Below are 20,648 nucleotides of genomic sequence, written 5' to 3'. Positions count from 1 at the left end.
AAATGGAGGAATTATCATGAACAAGTATGAAAACGTGATGAAGCTTATGGAAGAATATTGCGGAAACGGAAAGGACAACCTTATCGCTCTTGCAACTATTGCATTGTCCCCGAATGCTATAGGCAATCCCCGCCCTGCTGTCCGTATGGTTGATGCTTATTATGAAGACGGCGTGTTTTATGTTTCTACAGATGCGAATAAAAATAAAATGCTGGAAATTGGGAAAAACAACGAGATTTCCATTTGTGGGTTAGACTTGTTTGTTGCTCAAGGAACGGCTGAAAATCTCGGTTGGGTAAAGGACGAGAGGAATGCGGAAATAAGAGCCAAGATGAAAAAAATCTTCACATGGTTCGATGCACATGGCGACGAAGACAACCCTGACTCAATCGTTCTGCGTATCACCCTTACGGAAGGAACGATAACTGATAACGACAAAAAATACGGTGAATGGCAGTATAAAGTTGACTTTGCGAAGAAAGAAGTGAAATAAATGGGAAAAACACTCAAAGATATGGCAAAGCACTTAAAAAATGTTATTACGTCAGAAATACCTGAAACATATGCAATTAATCCAATGTTTGAAAATATTTCAAACGAGGAAAACATTCGAGAAGGAGTTCTTGTGTTCAGAAACTTTTTGTATCAGCTTTGCGATGTTTTGATTGTTGAAGGTGATTTGTATGACAATCATAAAAAGAATGCCCACGTATTTGATGACCGCGTTACTATTTCGGTATATTTTCCATTCCTGCACAATGTGAAATGCTTATTATTGAATATAGGTTTTCATGGTGTACTAACAGAAAGCTCTCAATCTCTTACCGTCGGAAACAATATATTCGACACGAAAATCCCCGTTTCAAAAAGCATTGAATGCTTGCGATTCTTGACTGATTGCGGCATATTGATTGACGGTATAAACTTGAATGATAAAAAACCGGATTTATTAAAAGCTGAAAGAATAAAAATTTCGTATCCTGATAATCCTGCTATGTTGACGGGCTTGAAAGTAATGGCAATAGCAGAGATAGAATTTGGTAGAAACATCAACAAATCGAAGGTCAATAAGTCCAATACAATCAGTTATTGCCGCTTCTCCGATATTTTATTGCGATGTGATTACAGAGTATTGAAAAATAATAAAACTGACGATGTTATTTCTATATTAAAAGATACTATGAAACCTTTGTCTGCCAATGTGCAAGATTTTATATTGCAGTTACATCAACGTTATTTGGATAAAGGGCTTAAATGCGATGTGGAAATAAAAGATTTATGGATAAAGATTAAATATTCTTATAAAAGAAATGAGATATGGGCAATTAATGCATCACTTAATAATGGTTATCAAATAAACGTCAAAGCAAAAAACACGCATAAATACGCTGATGCCATCGAAAAACTTCCTTTATTTTTACAAGAAATGATTGAAAAGGGATATGGGTGCGGAAAAAAAAGAGGTATAAGCGATTGTTGTGATGGAGGTTGCCGAGGGTTTCGTATTTCCCTGGATGACTCAATCATTGATATAAGAAATGCTATCGAAACTTGGCTTGACACGGAATTGTCATTTGTATAGTATAAGCATTAGTAAAACATAGTGGAAAAATACTATATACCTTGATTAGTGTGATTATCTAAGCTGAAGTTTGAAAGATATTTGTTTTGCGGAGTGATGTTGACAACAAAAAATTAGTAAGTCAAAATAATATGTGTAATTGAAATAAAAAGTCGGCATAAAAAGCACAAAAACTAAACATAAATGTTTAGAAACGCCACTGAACTTGCCGAGTGGGAATAATAGACAAAAACCTTATAATGGCTAGAAATAGCTGCTATAAGGTTTCTTTTATGTGTGACGATTCTAAAATGGTTTTGTTTAATAAGTATACTCTATGAAAATTTCGAATAATTTGCATACTAAACATCTATAAGTTAAGATATAATTAGATAAACAAGGAAATATTTGGTCAGATGGTGGTTCTGAACTTTTTGCAATCTTTATATTTGGATTATGGTTGCTCGATAAACGATATGACATATTATTAAAGAAGGAGGCATGTTTATGAGAAAAATTATCATATCAATTTTTACAATATTACTTGTATTCTCTTTAGCATCTTATAAACAGAACAATATTAGTGATGATTTAATGATAGACATTGGAGAGTCTGCTAAATTTACTGAAGAAGAAATAACTGAGGCAATAGATCTTGTCAAAAATAATTTTGATTTTCCAGCATCTACTTTAACGAAAGTCTGGTATGATGAAGAAAAATCTGACTCATATTTTAGAGATGATTTTAAACAGGGAGTTATTCCTGAAAATGTCATTTTATTATTATCTAACTTTGATGTTGATGGATCTGGAGATAATCCCGTTTTAAATCCAAATTCAACCTATACGAATTATCAATGGATATTAAGAAGAGGCAGTAAAACAAGTAAGTGGAGAATTGAGGATTGGGGTTATTAAAAAAGTATATATTATTGTATGAAGTAATAATATCTTAAAAAAAGGAGGTAGATATATTTGAAAACAATGGATATAAAAAATAAAGTCCTGTGGGGGACTAGTATGGTTGGATTAATGGGTATCTCATATTGGCTATGTAGATTTTCTTTTTTTGAAATGCACGGCATGAAACAGTGGCCAAATATATTGGCCATACTAGGTGCTATTGTAATAGTTATCGCTACTATATTTGGAAACCGCATGATTTCAGGGGCTGCTGTCGTAGGATACGTGGTTGGATTTATTCTTGCTATGATATTTAAGACTTATGGTGTAGATCAGGGTGGAGGAACCACAAATAATAATTGGATAATATGGGGAACGGTTTTTATTATTTCAATTTTGATTGCTTTTATTATAGATTTTATTCTCAAACAAGCTTATAAAAAGGAAAGAGGATAAATATTATTTATTATTTTAATAGTATTATTTATATTTTCACTCATTGATTTATTAGAGTACGTTTCAAATCCACATACATAGATATAAACATTTTTTTGAGGTGGTTTGGGTGCATTTCTTGTTAGAAAAGAGTAACATAATAAAAGTAGAGAAGAACTAAAAATAAAATCACTAGAAGACTTAGAAATGTAAGTTTTCCAGTGATTTTTTTGTTGTATCATATTAGTTGATACTCTTTGCTTCAAAGATTGGCAGTACTTTTTGATTTATAAATATATTACAAAAGATTAACATGTTTACCCTGCAGTTTGACAAATGTTGACAGTGCATTTATGTTATCATACCTATAAGTTTATAAAATCAATAGTGATATATCTTTATCTAAAATTTCATTTAATATAACTTTTATTCATATCTTAGTAATACTGCAATGGATTATGATGAGCAAATTAGAGAATATACCTGTGAGATCATAAAACCTAAGTCCTGTTAAATTGTCATGTAAATCAGAAGACATAAATATAATCCTTAGAATAACATTAATGAATTGAGGTCCTATATAAATTAACCTATTAAGTTAGTTTTATTAAGTTTAAACAAATTTAAAATCACAGATTATTCTGAAAGACATCTTTAGTTACTTCTTCAAAAATTATTTAATCTAAATTATTTACTAAATTCAAGTTTAAGTTATATTAAAAGGGCTGAAAGTTAAGGTATGAGAAATTTTATATAGATTTTCTTATATTTAAAATCAATTAAAGGGAGGGTGAAAAATGGATGGTGCTAAAACAAGAGACTTAATAGGAATTATATTAAAGGGTATTGGTTTAGCCATGGGAATTGCAGTATTTGTACTAAGTATACTAGGAAGTATTGAAAATGATACTTCTATAAAACTATTATCTTTAGGAGTTGTAGCATATGGTTTGTACTTGTTACAAGATAAAAAATAATTGAAATTAGGAGAAGAGATATGGAGATAAAAGTAAAAAACGATTCAGTTATAGCAATGAATAATATTGTTATGAACTTTGGAAATACAGAAGCCTTAAAAGGAGTTAGTTTTCATATTGATCACCAAAGAATATTTGGATTATTAGGACCATCAGGAGCAGGAAAAACCACTATTATAAAAATACTTACAGGGCAATTGAAACCCACATCAGGTGATGCCTTTGTAAATGGTATGAATAGTAAATCTCTCGATGATGTGACGTACTCAACTATGGGATTAGTATTAGATACAACAGGTCTATATGATAGGCTTAGTTGTTGGCAGAATCTATCAATATATGCAGATATATACAATGTGGATAAAAATTTAATTTCTAAAGCGCTGGAAGAAGTTGGACTTTTAGAAGCGAAGAACAAGCCTGTATCCAAATTATCCAAGGGAATGAAGCAAAGGCTATCTATTGCGAGGGCAACACTACATAATCCAAACATATTATTTTTAGATGAACCAACTACTGGATTAGACCCTGTTACTATGAATCAGATTCATGATAATATTTTGAAACTTAGAGACAACGGAACCACTATTTTCCTTACAACTCACAACATGGAAGAGGCATATAAGCTTTGTCATACAGTAGCCTTATTAAATGAGGGGGTTATAGTAGAGATGGACGAACCTAAAAGGCTTTGCAGGAAATATAATGACAAAAATGAAATTGAAATAATTCTCAAAGATGGCAGCAGAAAAATTCTATATAATAGTCCTGATTGTGCCGAAGAAATTAGGGAATTTTTTTCTCAGGACGAAGTTGAGTCTATTCATTCTTCTGAACCAAATCTTGAAACTGTATTCATTCATTTAACGGGAAGGGGGTTATTATAATGTCTTGGATAAGAGTAAAAGCGGTACTAAAGAAACAAGTACTTGACACATTAAAAAATAGAACTGTGCTAATTCAATTTATTATGTTTCCCATATTAGCCCTAATACTTACAAAAACCATAGCCAATGGTAACAATGATATTCCTTATGATTACTTTATTACTATGTTCGCATCAATGTATGTAGGCATGTCGCCGGCAGTAGCAATGGAAGGAATAATATCTGAGGAGAAAGAAAAAGGAACTTTGAGATCTTTGTTAATGGCCAATGTCAAACCATATGAATATCTATTAGGAATTGGTTTCTATACCTTTGTAATGTGTATTGTAGGAGTTGTGATTCTAGCTATTGGTGGACAGTATAGTGGGGGAGAGCTTTTAAGGTTTTTTATTATTATGGCTTTAGGGATTTTATGCTCTATGATGTTCGGAGCTACTTTAGGAATAGTGTGTAAAAATCAAATGAGTGCTAACAGTACAACTTTACCTTTGGTCATAGTTTTTGCCTTTATGCCTATGATAGCCATATTTAATAAATCCTTTGGAAAGGTTTCAAAGTTTTTGTACACTCAACAGGTATATGACATAGTTAATAACTTGGGACAATTAAGTTTAAACATGGAGTGTTTAATTATTTTAGCTGTTAATTTTATATTGTTTTTAATATTATTTATCAATTTTTATAATAAAAAAGGTTTATTAGATAATTAATATTGGGAGGAGGATTATAATGACATATGATGGAAATCAAGATAATAATGAAAATATAGTTGATAATCTAAATTCAAACAATGTGGCTATTCAAAAAATTATAGAAAAGGCAGTTTTAGACCCAGAATTTAAGAAGAATTTGATTGAAAATCCAGATGAAGTATTAGTTAATTATGACATTAGCGAAATAGGAAAAATCATGATTAAATCTTTAGGCGAAGAGGACTTTGATAAATTGACTCCTGAAAACATAGAGGAGTATTTTGCAGCAGATTCCGCAATTTACACACCAGACTTTGATGAAGACATTCCTGTAGAGTATTCTGATGAAAATGATATTTAAGGAGTGTTATATATGTTTGTTTCAAGTGAGGATATAGTTTTTAATGAATTAGATAAAAATTTAGAATCTATCATAAGAACCAGTTCTATCTTAGCAAAACTTAAGGGAAAAGATAATAAATTAATTTATATATTAGAACAAGAGTATAAAAATGATCCATTTAATATAGAAAAAATTTGTGCTTATTGCTTTTACTTATGGTTTTTAGCTGATGATCGTTTGGATTTATCAGATACTAACTCTGTATTTCAAGTTTCTTTTAACCTAATAAATGTAGTGGATGATGTGGTAGAGATAGAGCCTAGATATTGGATTTTATGGATTTTAAAATATAGAATTCAATCATTTATGAATTTCAGTGAAGAAGAGCTAATATCTGATTTAAAAGAATTATTACAGATACAGCGACTAAAGAATTATCCTTCATATTTCCTAGTATCAGACATTCTTCTTTCTCATGTATATTATCTTAAGGGAAGGTATCAAGAAGCAGAAGATATACTTAAAGAAGTCAATACCTATTATGAAGGTAAAATTAAGATTTTAAAAGAATTTTTTCAAGGATTTATAGATGAATATAGAAATCTAGTTAAGCGCTCAGAAGAAGAAAGTATTATGGAGTTATTAAATCAAATAGAAAAGGAATATTTTTAGAGGGGATATATGTAATGAAGAGAATACTGGGAGTGGCCTTGGGAGAATTATCAACAGGGGAATTGGTCATTGCTCATTCTTTTGCTAAAGGTCTTAATAAAAATCAATATTCCATGGATTTTTTAATTTCTGAAGAAAAGAATGTTTTTTTCGAGAAGGATTGTGAATTTAGAGTCCATACAATTAGCCGAAATTATGGAGTTACTCATAATCAAAGGCATATAATTTCCATAATAAAATCAAATAATTATGATTTAATAATACTTTTTGATGCCTTTACTATGGAATATGCACAGCATTGGACCGGCATAAATATGGATGTATTAAAAGCATTAGATATCCCTATTTCATCCTTAGATGAATATGACTATATAAATGCTGGATATAAATTAGATTACTATGGAATTTTTGTGAAGAAATTACCAGATCTTCTTTCAGAAGTAGATATAATATTAAAAAACTGTCCCCTCTCTATGCCTAAGGGAGGGCAAGATTTAATAAAGGAAGCTAAGAAAAAAGGCCAGTTTTATTATCAAGTTATTCAAGAAGTAAGAAAGTTAGATAAAAATGTTATTTTCAATATTAGAAAAAGATATGTAAAAGACGATGAAAAGATAGTTTTTCTTACACTTTCAAAATGGGAGCTAGAGGGAGCATATTCTTTTACAAGTCAAAGCACATTATGCAGATATCTTTTACCTCTCATTTATAATTACTTATCAGAACTAGACACCAAAATATGCTTAATTCATGTAGGTGACTCATGTTGGAATGAATCGGAATTTAAAAATCCCAAAATAAAATATATTCATTATAGATCATTGCCTGTAGATATTTTTGAAGAATTACTTCAATCATCAGATTTATTTGTAACATATAATTTAGTATCTATAACTCTTACAAAGGCAGTAGATTTTGGAGTACCCTCAATTGTATTGAACAATGATAAAATCATTGATTTTAAAACCCTTGAGAAGAAATGTATGGAAAAACCTCTATGGTATCAATACATGGCTAAGGATTTAAAAAAGATATACCCTTTTACAGCTAGTATGTTTGGTTGGAATCATTTTTTAAAGGGAATTATGAAGGATAATATTTATATGAAGAGTTTTGAAAGGATACAAGTTTTCAATACAGAACAAGTAAATTCAACACTAAAGGAAATACTTTATGGTGATTTATGTGAGAAAATGATTGACAACATCAATATATTTAAAAGAGAGTTATCAAAAGTACCTAATGTCAATGAGGTATTAAACAATGCTTTTCAATATTTGCTAGAGTTAGACGAAAAGAGGGGATAACTTGGATTATTTGTTTTTAAAAAATAAAAAGAGTAAAGAATTCACAATCAGCATGACTAATGAATTCATTAATACGAGTTCAGGAGAAATATATGTTACTAGTTTAGAAACTAAATATAAAAGGTTTATTTATGAAAAGCCTATAGAAAGCTTAGGATTTGTGAAATATATAGTAGATGAGACTCGTTATAGAAAAAAAGATAGTGAGGATTTTATGACATGGTCCTTTGCCAAGGGATTTGAATTTTACAATGCAATATATGCTTTAAAGGATAAAGCATATAAGGATATTCTGATTGAGGAAAGTACCTATAAAAAGCCCTTTGAGACGGTGGAAGAATCATTTAACAAATTGCCAAAATTACCTTCAGTATATTTATTGATGATGCAAGTATTCGATATCTTAGCTTTTGATTCATTTCTATCTTTTATTCATTGTCAGGAAGATGTAGAAAAAAGTTTAAAACAATATATGAAGATAGAAGAACTATCAAATAAAAACATCGATATGTCTATTGGAGAGAATTTTGAGCATTCAAACTTTAAGCACAATGATTTTTATATAGCATATTTAGGAGAAAGTTATATCTATGAAATATTTGATTATTATGCAGACTCTTCTGATGTGATTTTTGGGGATTTAAATTCAAAAATGAGAAAAAATAAATCATTATATTCGGGGAAAGTCCTTGTATCTAAGGAAGATGGAGATATTTATCATGGATATATGCATGAACTAATTGTACCTATTGATGGCAGTAATAAGGTCATTAGCAGAAAAGCATATAAGGATCAAATTTAAATAGGAGGAGATTTTGTGAAAGGATTGAGTATTCATCTGACGGATCAGTGTAACCAATCTTGTAAATTTTGTGTAGTTGATTCATATCAGGAAAGAAAAGAAAATGTGAATAAAAGGATTATATATAAGTTCTTAGAAGGAAACAGAAATAAAGGATATGAAGTAGTAAACATTCACGGCGGCGAGCCTACAATAGTTCCTGAGTTTCTGGATATTTTAGCCAGAATTAAGGAACTAGGTTATCCACAAGTTTCTCTTCAAACAAACGGGAGAACTTTAAAAGATTTCCATTTTGCAAAGCAATTATCAGATTACAATGTAAATACTTTTGTAATCTCGTTTCATAATACTGATAAAATGGAAATCGCCGATTTAGCTAATGTAAATGAAGAATGGTTAGGAGAAATAATACAGGGGATTAAAAATGCAAAAGCCGTGGGTTCAAGGGTAAGAACCAATACTGTAGTCTATAGAAACAATTTAAGAAATCTATGTGAGATTATGAAATTTATAGTAGGAGAATTGGACGTTGACCATATTAATATTTCAGCTATGCATCCTGCAGGAAGAGCATATAAAAACTTTTATGAGGTGGTGCCAAGGTATACTGAAATCATAGAGCCTGTAATGGAGGCTGTTGACTATGTTATAAAAACAGATAAAGAATTAACACTTGAGGGGTTTCCTCCATGTCTATTAGGTGAATATAAAGATTATTTAGTGGATTGGTATGATACTGACTTTAAACTTCTTTATCATAATTTTATTTTAAATAGTTATGCTGACTTTATGTCACAAAGTACAAAGAGCCTTGGCACTATGTGCAACGGATGCAATTATAGTCATGATAGATTATGTGGAGGTATATACAAAGAATATATAGAGAAATATGGATGGCATGAGTTTAGCGAAAGACCAATAGCGGAAGTGAATATATGAATGTAGTTTTTATAGTTACTAGTTTTTGGTCTTTTGGTGAACTATTAATTGCAGTGGAATTTGCTGATGAACTAATAAAATCGGGAGACAAAATATGTTTTATAGCTCCCCCAACTCACAAAAATACTATTCTTAAAAAAGGCTATATATGCATTTCATTAGTTCCTAAATCTAGACAGTTAAATCGAATACTTTTCAATGAAGTTAAATATTCATTTAAACCAGACTTAGTAATACTCTCTGATTTTTTAAATTATAATTTTGCGGATAGACACTATGGTATAACAAAAGAAGATTTAAATATATTTGATACCACCCTATGCACATTTGACAATTTCTATTGGAACTATCCGAGAAAATGTATGGACACCTATGGATTTAAAAGTGATATACCTAAGAAAATAGTTTTAGAAGATTATGGAGCTAGAATAGTTCCTTGTCCTATTGTAAATCCAGATTCAGTAGAGGGAGAAAATGTATACACTTATTCATTGATTAGCGATTTTGTAGATATATCTAATTTGGAAAAAAGAAAAAATAGAATAAAATATGGATTTGATAATGATGAAGATAAGATTATCTTAGTATCCTATGCAAAATGGCAAAACGAGCACATAGAGGATAGGGGAGTAAGTGAGTTTGTAAAATTATCCAATAGTTTTTTTAATAAACTTATTAGTAAACTAGCAGAAGAATTTCATATAATCTGTGTTGGAAGCAAAGAAAAGATTCAGGGTGATAATATTCATCATTACAGCTCTGTGCACACTGAAACTTTCGATGAATTAGTTTCTATCTCTAATATCTATATAAGCCGTAACATGACATCCACTTCAATGGTGAGGATCGCTTTATCAGGGGTAAGATGTGTAAATATAATTAATAGTATAAGTGATATAGGGACTATAGAAAAAATAGCAGCAAAAGATGAATTTAATATGACCATAAAACCCTATAGATATCTTATGTTCCCAGTAGGATGGTATAGTTTTTTAAAACCAATTTTTGATAATAATCCATATGCTGAGCTTATAATTCAAATTGAGCAGTTTGAAATTGAAAGAGGAATAGAAACTATAAGGGATATTCTCTATGGAGATAATTCTGATCATACTATTTTAACAAATAAACTTAGAAGGAAATTATCGGAATTGATGACACCTAAGGAAATTGTAAGATCCATACTAAGTTATGATTTGGAGGGGAAAAGGTGATAAAGAACTTTTATATGATTCTTGTTGCTGATGAGGATTCAATAATAAAAGAACAGAATTTTATAGGCTTGTCTCTAGCGATGGGAATTATTTCATCTTATTTAAGAAAACTAGGTATAGATACGTATATACATGATATAAATCAATTTCTGATGGATAAATCTTTCACTAAAACAGATAAAGAACTGATTTCTCTATTATATGATAAAGATAGGGTCTTGAGTTATATTTATGGTGAAGAGGATATTACATTAGATAGAATAGCTAGATTATTTTTAGATCAAAATTGGAAGGAATATGATTCTTATGGTATTTCCATAGGTGCTGATTTTTCTCTGTTTCAAATTCATTTAGGAGTGATTATTGCTAAATATCTAAAAAAAGAAACTAAAAGGCCTGTAATAGTCGGAGGTAACAATGTATCCTATCTTTATATTTTTAAAGATTTCTATCATGAATTACTTACAGCTGCTATAGAAAAATTAAAGTTCATAGTAAAAGGACCTGGAGAAAAAGCCATTTATAAGATTATAAACTCCATAGACAAAGGAATTCCCGAAGAAATTATAGTTAGAGAAGGAGAAGGCTTGTTATATCTTGAAGATGGAGAGATAAAATCTAACATAGAGGCCAGTCCAATTGTAATTTGTCCAACATGGGATGGGCTAGATATGAAGCCTTATAGCTATCCACTTTCTACAAGTCAAAGGGAGAATGAAAATATATTATATAGATTCCCATTGGCAATAACAAGTCAAGTAGTAGAGTTTAATAGAAGGAAAAATAGAGAAAACACCTTATTTATACCATATATTTTTAATTATAATTGTGTCTACAGTTGTGCGTTTTGTACTCAAAGTGATACAGATAGGGGACAGCTTATCATTGGAGAAGTAGAAAGAGTAGTACAGGATATTGAAGAATTATCAAAGAAGTATAATTCAAAATATTTTTATTTTCTAAATAACTATTTCCCATCATCTTTAAAATTCATAAAAGAATTTAATAGATTATTAAAGGAAAGAAATTTAGAAATATATTGGTCCGATTGTGGGCGAGTTAATGGTATGACCTATGAAAAGTTAAAATTATTATATGAAAGTGGCTGTAGAAAGCTTGTATTTGGATTTGAAACGGGGGACACTTGGCTGCTTGAATTTATAAATAAGAAATTAGATTTGAAAGAACTTATACAGGTTCTAAAGTGGTGCAAGGAAATAGGGATCTGGGCAGATTTAGAAGTTATAATAGGATTGCCTTATGAAAGAGAAAATGAATTTATGAACACCTATAATTTCCTCTATGAATATAGGGATATAATAAACAACTTTTGGTTAAATGAATATTTTCTAATACCTAATAGCTTAATAGGAAGATATCCAAATAGATATAAGATTGAACTGATTAAAGATATGTACAACTATGATATGTTATTAAATGCAAATAGGGATAAGTTCTTAAATGAAAATATAAGTAATATGACTTCTAATTCTAGGCTTTGGGGATTCAATGAAGTGAAGGAAAATTTTTTTAGGTCTTATGGTGAAATGCAAAGGGAAAATATTGATAAGATTAAACGATTATCAGAATTAAGAAATCCTGAATTTAATCAGCTATTCAAATTCTATTCTAGTATGAATAAAATTAGAGAAAGCTCATAATAAAGGAGGAAAACCATGAAGGCTGTTATATTGGCTGCAGGTAAAGGAAAGCGGATTGATTCTGTCACAAATGGGGAGAACAAATGTCTTTTAAAAATTAGAGATAAAACTATTATTGAATATAATGTGGAAAACATTAGTAGAATTGATGAAATCAATGAGATAATAATAGTTGTTGGTTATAGGTCCCATGATATAATGTCTAAGGTTGGAAATTATTATAATGGTAAAAGAATAAGTTACTGCATTCAAAAAGAGCAAAAAGGACTAATTAATGCACTTGAGGCAGCCAAATATGCAGTTGAAGATAATGATTTCATTCTTATATTAGGGGATGAGTTTATAATTAATAATAATTATTCCAGTGCAATCAAAAGGTTCTATGAAAAGAAATATAACTGTATGATTGGAATAGTAGAAGTCGATGATATAAACTTGGTTAAAAAGACTTATACAATTGAAATAGACAAAAATGATAATATACTAGATTTTATTGAAAAGCCGATTAAGCCATTTAACAATATTATGGGAACGGGGAATATTATATTTAAAAAAAGTTTTCTTAAATATATAGACCAAACTCCGGTAAATTCCATAAGGGGAGAAAAGGAATTAGTGGATTTTCTCAAGATAATATTAAAAGAGTATGGAAAGGTGACTACATTTAAGGTAGGAGATTCTTATATAAATCTAAATACTAAAGAAGATTATTATAATCTAGTAAGATTGTTTGGTATAAAAGTTGATATTTATGGTGATTCAAAATATGGTGTTGAAAGTATTTGATCTATATAAGTTTTAGCATAATTTAAAAAAGATTAATATCTTTAAATAAAAAAGATATTAATTTTTTTATTTTTGTAACTTTTTCTTCTTTTTTCCGAATATCTAGTGGAGGGTGATAAAATGGAAATAAAAATACAAAATCTTAGTAAAAAATATAAAAATGTAAAGGCTTTAAATAATATTGATTTAACTATTAATACTCCTGCAATGATTGGCCTTGTAGGGCCAAATGGAGCAGGGAAAAGTACTCTTATGAAAATTTTAGTAGGACAGCTGATGGCTACAGAGGGAGAGGTTTTAGTAGATGGAGTTCCTCTTAACAAAAGAGAAAAATACTTAAAAGAAAGATTAGGATATTTGCCCCAAGACTTTGGATTATATGAGGAGTTAAGGGTAGAGGAATACCTAGACTATATGGCTTCCTTAAAAAGAATAAAGGAAAATAAGAAAGAGGAAATAAGAAGAGTTTTAGTAATGACTAATCTTGAAGAAAAGAGGAAACTTAAAATAAAGACTCTTTCAGGAGGACAAAAACAGAGAGTTGGAATTGCCCAGGCAATGTTAAATAATCCTGAATTGCTTATAGTTGATGAACCAACTGTAGGACTTGATCCTGAAGAAAGAATTAAATTTAGGAATCTTTTTTCTGAAGACTCAATTGATAAAATAGTTATATTATCTACTCACATTATTGAAGATGTAGAATCCATATGTAATCTAATTATAGTTATAAATAAAGGTAAGATACTATTTGTCGGTGAACCTAGTGAACTAGTTAGAAAAGCCATAGATCATGTAGGAATTGTGGAGATTATAGGTGCTGACAAAGAGAATTTTTTAGAAAGAGAATTAAAAGGAGAATTTAAGATTACATCTACAGTTATAACTCCTACTGGTACTAGATATAGGGTAGTATCTAAATCTCTACCTTCATATTTTGAAAAAGTAGTTCCTTCCTTAGAAGATGCCTATATATATTGCATGCTGGAGGAGGAAGAATATGTCTTTATTTAAGAATGAAATTAAATTAATGCTTAAATCAAAAATGATAGTGTTTTTGATATTGGTATCCTGTATTGCTGCAACAACTGGAATAAATTCCTTAAATATGTCTAATGATTTTGATTTGTTTTATATAAGAAGGTCTTCTTCAACTATTGCCTTTGGTGCTGTAAGATTTGGAGCCTCAATATGTGCATTGCTATTTGGATTGTTTACAGTATTAACGCTAGATAAAGATAAGAAAAAAAGAAGTAAGGGAATTATAGAATCTAATATAAATTATCATAGATTAATGATAATTCGTATCTTGGCTATAGTTTTTTATGAAGTTATAGCAACTATAATTGGAATGATGGCTGTTATTGCCATACAAAAATTTGTATTTGGTATTCCAATTGATATTTTTTATTATCTATTTAACTATTGGATTATATTTTTTCCATCTCTTTTATTTTCTACCTTAATAGTAAGTGGCTTATATCTTTTAACAGATAGCTTGGATATAAGTTTTATAGCTTTAGGAATATTATTTGTTAAGAGTTTAACTTCGAATAACTATTTATTTACATGGGTACAAACTAATTTAGATATTATTTCAGATTTTGCAGGAATACAGCCTGTAGGGCAAACCATTATCTATAATAGATTACTGTGGATATTTATCTCTATTTCAATATTTGGAGTAGGATTGCTATTTAAAAGAAGATATGAATTCAATTTAAAGGAATCATTTTTAATCAATATAAAAAGCAAAATATTGATATTATTAGTTGTAATTGCTGTATTGGGAAGTGGGTTTACCTATATAAAAGAGCCTTATACAATGGAACTAATAAGAAATATGGAAACTAATATTGATGAAAACATATCTTTAACAGGTCTTAAGCCAGAGATCATTTTTGATAATGAAAAGGGAGAAATGTATGGAAGGGTTCTATATGATTTCATAAATAAAGGTTCTGATTCAATTACATTTCATACTAACGAGGGACTAAATATAGATTCTATAAAGGTTAATGGAAAAGAAGTAAAATATAGAGAGAATAAAGGTAAGATTGAAATTCCTATATCAAATATAGAAGAAATAGAAATCATGATTTCCTATGGTGGAAAAGTGAAAACTGATAAAAATGGAGTAGGTAGAGGTATGCCGGGATATATCTCTAAAGATAGTATTTATTTACTAGAGAATTCTAATTGGATTTTCAGGCCTTTAGTTAAAGAAGGAGACTCTATAAAGATTAGTGGATATTATTCAGCGCCGGAATATTTAACAATGGTAGTTCCAGGAAGACTCATAGCTACAGAGATAGAAGGTCAATTGAAGAAGTGGATATTTGAATATAATTCTCATACAGCAGACATTGGAGCATTTGCAGGCATATATGAGAAACACCAAATTAACTTTAAAAATATGAACATTGAATTTTACTATTCTCCTAGACATGAGGAATATGTGCAGAATATGAAAATAGAAGAATATATAAAAAATATGATGAAGTATTATATTGAAAATATAGGAGATTATTATTCGGATATATATCCACTAAAAGTTGCAGAAGTTGCACTATATAAGCGAGGTGGTCATTCATCAGAAAATGTTATAACTATTTCAGAAAACATGTTAAATCGTGATAAAGCTATGTATTCAGTAATTGGTGATGATAATACTCAGTATAGGGGTATGGATATAGATATTTTTATGAGTGATATAAGTACAATAGCTCATGAAATTGCACATCAATGGTGGGGGACAGGTGTTAAGGTAATAGAAGATAGTCCTTGGTCATGTGAAGGGCTTGCACAATATATGTCCTATAAATATATACAAAGTGAATTTGGAGATATGGAATCTAACTTATTTTTGAGTAGATGGGAAAGTCGTGTACGAGAATTGAATAACTACTATTATCTAAATAATAGTGAAATGTTAGATAAAATAAATGAGAAATATAGAAAGTCCTTAGAGATGGAAAAGCTTCAGAGTGAATTATATTATTTGATGCCTATTAAATTGTTAAATGGAGAAGAAGTCTCAGGAGAAAAAGAATTTTTAAAAGGAATAGCAAAGGTATATAAAAATTATTTGTATAAGGATTTAACCTATGAAGAGTTTCTTAAAGAAATGAATCTTTCTAAGGAGGCGATGGAATTTGAATAATATTAATTTATTAAAATATGAGATTAAAAGAACGATTATATCAAAAAAGTATTTATATATGATCCTTATATTGATGGCATTTACTTATGATTCACTGACAAGACTAGTAATAGGCGGATATTATGGAACGGCGCCATTTTCTGAATGGACATATACACTTTTTATTCAGTTAATTTCACCTTTAATAATGAGTATAATGGTATTTATCATGACAAATATTTTTAATGAAAAAGAATTAAGAGCTAGAAAGATATTATTTTCAGCTCCTATATCTCAGAGCAAATACTATATATTGAAAATTGCTGGATTAGTGGTTGTTTTTATATTGACAACTGTGGTTCCGATTGTCATGAGTTTTATATATTATAAGGTATTATTTAATTATAGCCAATTTACCAACTTTGGAAAATATATTATATGGTTTTTTATTCCTACTTTTATATTTCTATTAGGAGTTAGTATGGTTTTGGGAAAAACGAACTCAAAGCTATTATATGGCTTGATTCCAATAGTATTTTTATTAGGAAGCATAAATACAAGAAGTATTCTGCCACTATGGTTAGATATATTTGGACAACATTTCTTTGATATATCTACCTTTGCAGAACTTATAGGAAGAAAGAGCCAAGTTATACCATTTAATTTATCTAATCATTTCATTTATTCTAGACTTATATTTATATTCTTAGGTGTTATACTTTTAATGTATACATGCTTGAAAAGAGAAAAGGAATAAAGCTATGGTTAGTTATATAAATGAGATGGGGGTGAAAGAGTGGATGAACGGTTACAGCTATTAAAAAATGGTGATGAAAATGCCTTTGAGGAATTTGTTCTTAAACATAGAAAAGAAGCTGTAAATTTTGCATTAAGTATACTTAAAGATTATTATGCAGCAGAGGATGTTGTTCAAGATAGTTTTGCTATCTTTTATGTATATAGAGAAAGATTAAGAGATTATAGTACATTGAAATCTTATTTATTTTCTATTATACACAATAAATCTGTAGACTATATTAGAGATAATAATAAAAATATTTATACTGATTATAATATTGCCTCCACTATTTCTCCCGAAGAGATTATAGTAAATAAAGAAAAAGAATATAGATTCATGGACAACTTTAATAAATTAGATGAAAGTCAAAAGAGCATACTTTATTTATATGCATTTCAGCAGATGTCTTATAGGGAGATCTCAGAAGTATTAGGTATAAGTTTATCTAAGGTGAAAATAAATATTTTTAGAGCAAGAAAAAAATTAAAGGCTCTATATGCTGAAAAATAAAGTTGATGGAGGTAAATTTTATGAGATCTGAGGAAAACAATAGAAAATATCTAAATGAAGTATGGAGAAGAGTAAGAGTACAGGAATATGATAGATATCAGTTAGATAAGATAAAAGAAAACAAGAAATTTCTAAGGATGATAGAAATAAAATTATCATTATCAATATTTGGAGGTTTATCTTTTTTAAGCTTGATACTATATTTTATATTAGGAGTTAGTATGGAGTGGCTAATTATATGTATATCAGCATTTTTAATAGGTGCGGAAATTTATGATTATTTGAGTTTTAATGAGGCTAAAAGGAGGATTTATTATGAAAATTCAAATTAAAGAGTTAGAAAAATACTATGGAGCTTATAAGATATTAGAGAGAATAAATCTTACCTTTGATGAGGGAATCCACGGACTTTTAGGGCCTAATGGAGCAGGGAAGACAACTCTTATTAGAATTTTGTCAACATTATTACCTAAGACATCAGGAGAAATTTATTATGATAATATAAAAGTGGATAATAAAGAGGAAATAAGAAAGATAATAGGGTATCTTCCTCAGGAGTTTTCCTTTTATCCAAATTTTACAGTATATGAAACTTTGGATTATTTTGCCTCCCTTTCTAATATAAAGTTAAATAAAAGAGAAATATTAGATAGGCTAGAAATGGTACATCTTCAAGATATATATAAAGCTAAGACAAAGACTCTTTCAGGAGGAATGAAGAGAAGATTAGGAATAGCCGTAGCAATGGTAGGAGATCCAGAAGTATTAATTGTAGATGAGCCTACAGCAGGGCTTGATCCAGAAGAAAGGATAAGGGTCAGAAATATGCTTTCTGATTTTGGAAAGACAAAAACTGTATTATTATCAACTCATATTGTTGAGGATATTCAATTAAGCTGTAAAAGTCTTTCGATTCTAAATAAAGGAAGGCTTATCTATAGTGGGACAGTAAAAGATGTAATAAAAAAAGCAGACGGATATGTGTGGAATCTAAATGTAAATTTTGGAGAGTCTGAACAGTATATGGACAAGTACAATGTTATTTCATCTATAGTGGATGAGGATAAGATTTCTTTAAGGATTTTGTCAAAGGAGAAACCATCTCTAAATGCTAATAATGTTTTTCCAACTTTAGAAGATGCATATATGAAGCTTATAAAGGGGGTATAGAAAATGCTTAGAAAAATCTTTTTAAAGCAAATAAAGGAACAAACTAAAAGTCTAAGTATATTGATTTTAATAGTAGCTATATTCCTATTCTATTACACTCAATTTATAGGAGATGTAAAGAGAGATGGCATAAAACCTATACCTCCTAGATTTAAATATAATACTGTTGATGAAACTATAAGGGAAGTTACATTAGAAGATCATATTGAGTATGCTTATAATACTATGAAAGCTGATTATAACTCAGGTGATACTCTAAGGATTAAGGGAATAAATATGCTCTATGAAAAAATAAATGAAGAACAAAGAAAAATTTTAGAAGAAGCAATAAAAGAAATGGAAGACATAAGTTTTCAAACTATTGATGAATATTATGAGTTTATATATAGAGTAGACAAAGCTTTAGGTGGAAATACTGTATATAGCAATGAAAATAATTTCTCATCTATTATTCGTAGCAGATATTATGATGAAGAGATAGAAATTTATAATGCTATTCTTAAAGAAGATAAGGTTACTGATGCCTATGGAAGACTCTTTGCAGACTATATAGGAATTGCAATAAGCTTTTTTACCGTATTTGTAACGGCTTTTACTCTTACCAAAGATAAGAGATATAATTGTAATGAGCTTATATATACTACTAGTGTGCCTTCATATAAATATGTACTGGGAAAATATCTAGGAGATATAACTATAACAATTTTAATATTGTTCTTAGTAACAGGTCATGTAACTTGGCTATTTCATGGCTTTTCAAAATTAACAGGAGATACTATTTCCTACGGAGGATTCTTTAAATATTCTATAGTGTGGATTATACCTACTATTATGTTTGTGACTTCCCTAAGCTATGTAATTCAGCTTGTGTTTAATAATGGAATAGTATCAATTATAGCCCAGTTTTTTTATTGGCTCTATAGCATGAGAAATTTGTTGCCTCAAGGGATTCAGCCTACAAAATATTTTATAAGGTTCAATAGAGTTATTCCGTACTCTCAATTTCAACCTTTTATAAAGAATATATGTTTAAATAGAATACTATTTACTATATTTTCTTTAATATTATTATTTATAGCTATAAAGCTATGGGATAGAAAGCGAGGGGAGATGAGCAATGGATTTAAGATTAGACAAAAAGATACTTTATAGTAACATAAAGATAATTTCCTTCAATACCATGGCTTTAGCGTTGGTATATATGGGAGCTATTTATTTAATGATAAATAAAAATGACTTATTAGAAGATAGTATAATTTTTATTGGAGAACAGCTTATATCTCCTATTGGTATAGCAATGTTTGTTAGAACTGCATTGATTGAAGATGAATATGGGGTATCGGAAATGGTCTATTCAAAGGTATATCCCTACTGGAGAATTATTTTATATAGGATCGTTATTACTTCTATACAATTATCTTTGGTATTAAGTATTATCTTTCTTCCATTGAAAATTGCTAGAGCAGACTTCCATATAACTAATATTTTATTTGGCTCTTATACAACAGCATTGTACTTGGGAGTCATTGGTATGATATTAGGATATATGACTAAGGAAATATCTATTGGTATTTTAGTCCCTTTTCTCTATTATTTCTTCGAAATGTTCTCAAAGGGAAGATTTACCAAGAATTTATATTTATTTGGAATGGGTAGGGGAAACTATATAAGTAAAATAAAGTTATTTTCTATTGCTACAATTGCTATAATAGTATTTCTTTTTATTATAAAAAAAGAAATTTCAAAGTAAAATTACATTGCCAAAGGATTATTTTTACTATCCTTTGGCATTTTTTATAATTTATCTTAAGATGTTATATATTCAAATACAGGCTTTACCATAATTTG

General features: G+C 29.3%; 23 protein-coding genes. All 23 read left to right on the top strand.

Annotated features, from left to right (window positions below):
* Positions 1 to 16 precede the first annotated feature (16 nt).
* The 23 genes from RDK80_RS00765 (at position 17) to RDK80_RS00655 (ending at position 20,550) form a co-directional block, all read left to right on the top strand.
* Positions 17 to 493 carry a pyridoxamine 5''-phosphate oxidase gene (locus RDK80_RS00765; protein WP_094899687.1) on the top strand — a complete coding sequence of 159 codons (477 nt, stop codon included), beginning with the start codon at positions 17 to 19 and terminating at the stop codon, positions 491 to 493.
* The gene (locus RDK80_RS00760) at positions 494 to 1,582 is read left to right on the top strand and encodes a hypothetical protein (protein WP_308523173.1); all 1,089 of its coding nucleotides are present in this window, start codon (positions 494 to 496) and stop codon (positions 1,580 to 1,582) included.
* 486 nt (positions 1,583 to 2,068) lie between these two features.
* Complete coding sequence (locus tag RDK80_RS00755; protein WP_308523172.1) at positions 2,069 to 2,479, top strand: DUF4829 domain-containing protein; 411 nt, start codon at positions 2,069 to 2,071, stop codon at positions 2,477 to 2,479.
* Positions 2,480 to 2,536: 57 nt separating this feature from the next.
* Entirely contained in the window at positions 2,537 to 2,920 is a 384-nt protein-coding gene (locus tag RDK80_RS00750) for a hypothetical protein (RefSeq protein ID WP_308523171.1), read from the top strand.
* 776 nt (positions 2,921 to 3,696) lie between these two features.
* Positions 3,697 to 3,876 carry a hypothetical protein gene (locus RDK80_RS00745; protein ID WP_094899692.1) on the top strand — a complete coding sequence of 60 codons (180 nt, stop codon included), beginning with the start codon at positions 3,697 to 3,699 and terminating at the stop codon, positions 3,874 to 3,876.
* 20 nt (positions 3,877 to 3,896) lie between these two features.
* Positions 3,897 to 4,763 (top strand): ABC transporter ATP-binding protein, encoded by an 867-nt coding sequence (locus RDK80_RS00740; protein ID WP_308523170.1) that lies wholly within the window; start codon positions 3,897 to 3,899, stop codon positions 4,761 to 4,763.
* Positions 4,763 to 5,473 (top strand): ABC transporter permease, encoded by a 711-nt coding sequence (locus tag RDK80_RS00735; protein WP_308523169.1) that lies wholly within the window; start codon positions 4,763 to 4,765, stop codon positions 5,471 to 5,473. The genes RDK80_RS00740 and RDK80_RS00735 overlap by 1 nt, the downstream gene beginning before the upstream one ends.
* A 19-nt stretch (positions 5,474 to 5,492) precedes the next feature.
* Positions 5,493 to 5,816, top strand: a complete 324-nt coding sequence (locus RDK80_RS00730; protein WP_094899695.1) for a hypothetical protein — start codon at positions 5,493 to 5,495, stop codon at positions 5,814 to 5,816.
* A gap of 12 nt (positions 5,817 to 5,828) precedes the next feature.
* Complete coding sequence (locus RDK80_RS00725) at positions 5,829 to 6,470, top strand: hypothetical protein (RefSeq protein WP_308523168.1); 642 nt, start codon at positions 5,829 to 5,831, stop codon at positions 6,468 to 6,470.
* A gap of 14 nt (positions 6,471 to 6,484) precedes the next feature.
* A complete protein-coding gene (locus RDK80_RS00720) occupies positions 6,485 to 7,777 on the top strand; it encodes a DUF6365 family protein (RefSeq protein ID WP_308523167.1) in 1,293 nt (430 codons plus the stop codon).
* A gap of 1 nt (position 7,778) precedes the next feature.
* On the top strand, positions 7,779 to 8,579 hold the full coding sequence (locus RDK80_RS00715; protein ID WP_308523166.1) for a hypothetical protein: 801 nt from the start codon (positions 7,779 to 7,781) through the stop codon (positions 8,577 to 8,579).
* 15 nt (positions 8,580 to 8,594) lie between these two features.
* A complete protein-coding gene (locus RDK80_RS00710) occupies positions 8,595 to 9,518 on the top strand; it encodes a radical SAM protein (RefSeq protein WP_308523165.1) in 924 nt (307 codons plus the stop codon).
* Positions 9,515 to 10,732 (top strand): DUF6365 family protein, encoded by a 1,218-nt coding sequence (locus RDK80_RS00705; protein WP_308523164.1) that lies wholly within the window; start codon positions 9,515 to 9,517, stop codon positions 10,730 to 10,732. Before RDK80_RS00710 ends, RDK80_RS00705 begins: the two co-directional genes overlap by 4 nt.
* The gene (locus RDK80_RS00700; protein WP_308523163.1) at positions 10,729 to 12,393 is read left to right on the top strand and encodes a radical SAM protein; all 1,665 of its coding nucleotides are present in this window, start codon (positions 10,729 to 10,731) and stop codon (positions 12,391 to 12,393) included. The genes RDK80_RS00705 and RDK80_RS00700 overlap by 4 nt, the downstream gene beginning before the upstream one ends.
* Before the next feature lie 15 nt (positions 12,394 to 12,408).
* Positions 12,409 to 13,179 (top strand): nucleotidyltransferase family protein, encoded by a 771-nt coding sequence (locus RDK80_RS00695; protein ID WP_308523162.1) that lies wholly within the window; start codon positions 12,409 to 12,411, stop codon positions 13,177 to 13,179.
* 120 nt (positions 13,180 to 13,299) lie between these two features.
* Positions 13,300 to 14,193, top strand: a complete 894-nt coding sequence (locus RDK80_RS00690; protein ID WP_308523161.1) for an ABC transporter ATP-binding protein — start codon at positions 13,300 to 13,302, stop codon at positions 14,191 to 14,193.
* Positions 14,180 to 16,342 (top strand): M1 family aminopeptidase, encoded by a 2,163-nt coding sequence (locus tag RDK80_RS00685; RefSeq protein ID WP_308523160.1) that lies wholly within the window; start codon positions 14,180 to 14,182, stop codon positions 16,340 to 16,342. Before RDK80_RS00690 ends, RDK80_RS00685 begins: the two co-directional genes overlap by 14 nt.
* Positions 16,335 to 17,078 (top strand): ABC transporter permease, encoded by a 744-nt coding sequence (locus tag RDK80_RS00680; protein ID WP_094899706.1) that lies wholly within the window; start codon positions 16,335 to 16,337, stop codon positions 17,076 to 17,078. The genes RDK80_RS00685 and RDK80_RS00680 overlap by 8 nt, the downstream gene beginning before the upstream one ends.
* A 39-nt stretch (positions 17,079 to 17,117) precedes the next feature.
* Entirely contained in the window at positions 17,118 to 17,630 is a 513-nt protein-coding gene (locus RDK80_RS00675) for an RNA polymerase sigma factor (protein ID WP_094899707.1), read from the top strand.
* A 20-nt stretch (positions 17,631 to 17,650) separates the two neighbouring features.
* Positions 17,651 to 17,962, top strand: a complete 312-nt coding sequence (locus tag RDK80_RS00670) for a hypothetical protein (RefSeq protein ID WP_094899708.1) — start codon at positions 17,651 to 17,653, stop codon at positions 17,960 to 17,962.
* A complete protein-coding gene (locus RDK80_RS00665) occupies positions 17,946 to 18,800 on the top strand; it encodes an ABC transporter ATP-binding protein (RefSeq protein ID WP_308523159.1) in 855 nt (284 codons plus the stop codon). The genes RDK80_RS00670 and RDK80_RS00665 overlap by 17 nt, the downstream gene beginning before the upstream one ends.
* A gap of 3 nt (positions 18,801 to 18,803) precedes the next feature.
* Positions 18,804 to 19,952, top strand: a complete 1,149-nt coding sequence (locus tag RDK80_RS00660; RefSeq protein WP_308523158.1) for an ABC transporter permease — start codon at positions 18,804 to 18,806, stop codon at positions 19,950 to 19,952.
* Complete coding sequence (locus tag RDK80_RS00655) at positions 19,918 to 20,550, top strand: hypothetical protein (protein WP_094899711.1); 633 nt, start codon at positions 19,918 to 19,920, stop codon at positions 20,548 to 20,550. Before RDK80_RS00660 ends, RDK80_RS00655 begins: the two co-directional genes overlap by 35 nt.
* Positions 20,551 to 20,648 lie beyond the last annotated feature (98 nt).

Origin of the sequence: uncultured Tissierella sp. (assembly GCF_902479755.1) — a bacterium.
Lineage (GTDB): Bacteria > Bacillota > Clostridia > Tissierellales > Tissierellaceae > Tissierella > Tissierella carlieri.
This window is presented reverse-complemented; position numbering and strand designations above follow the sequence as displayed.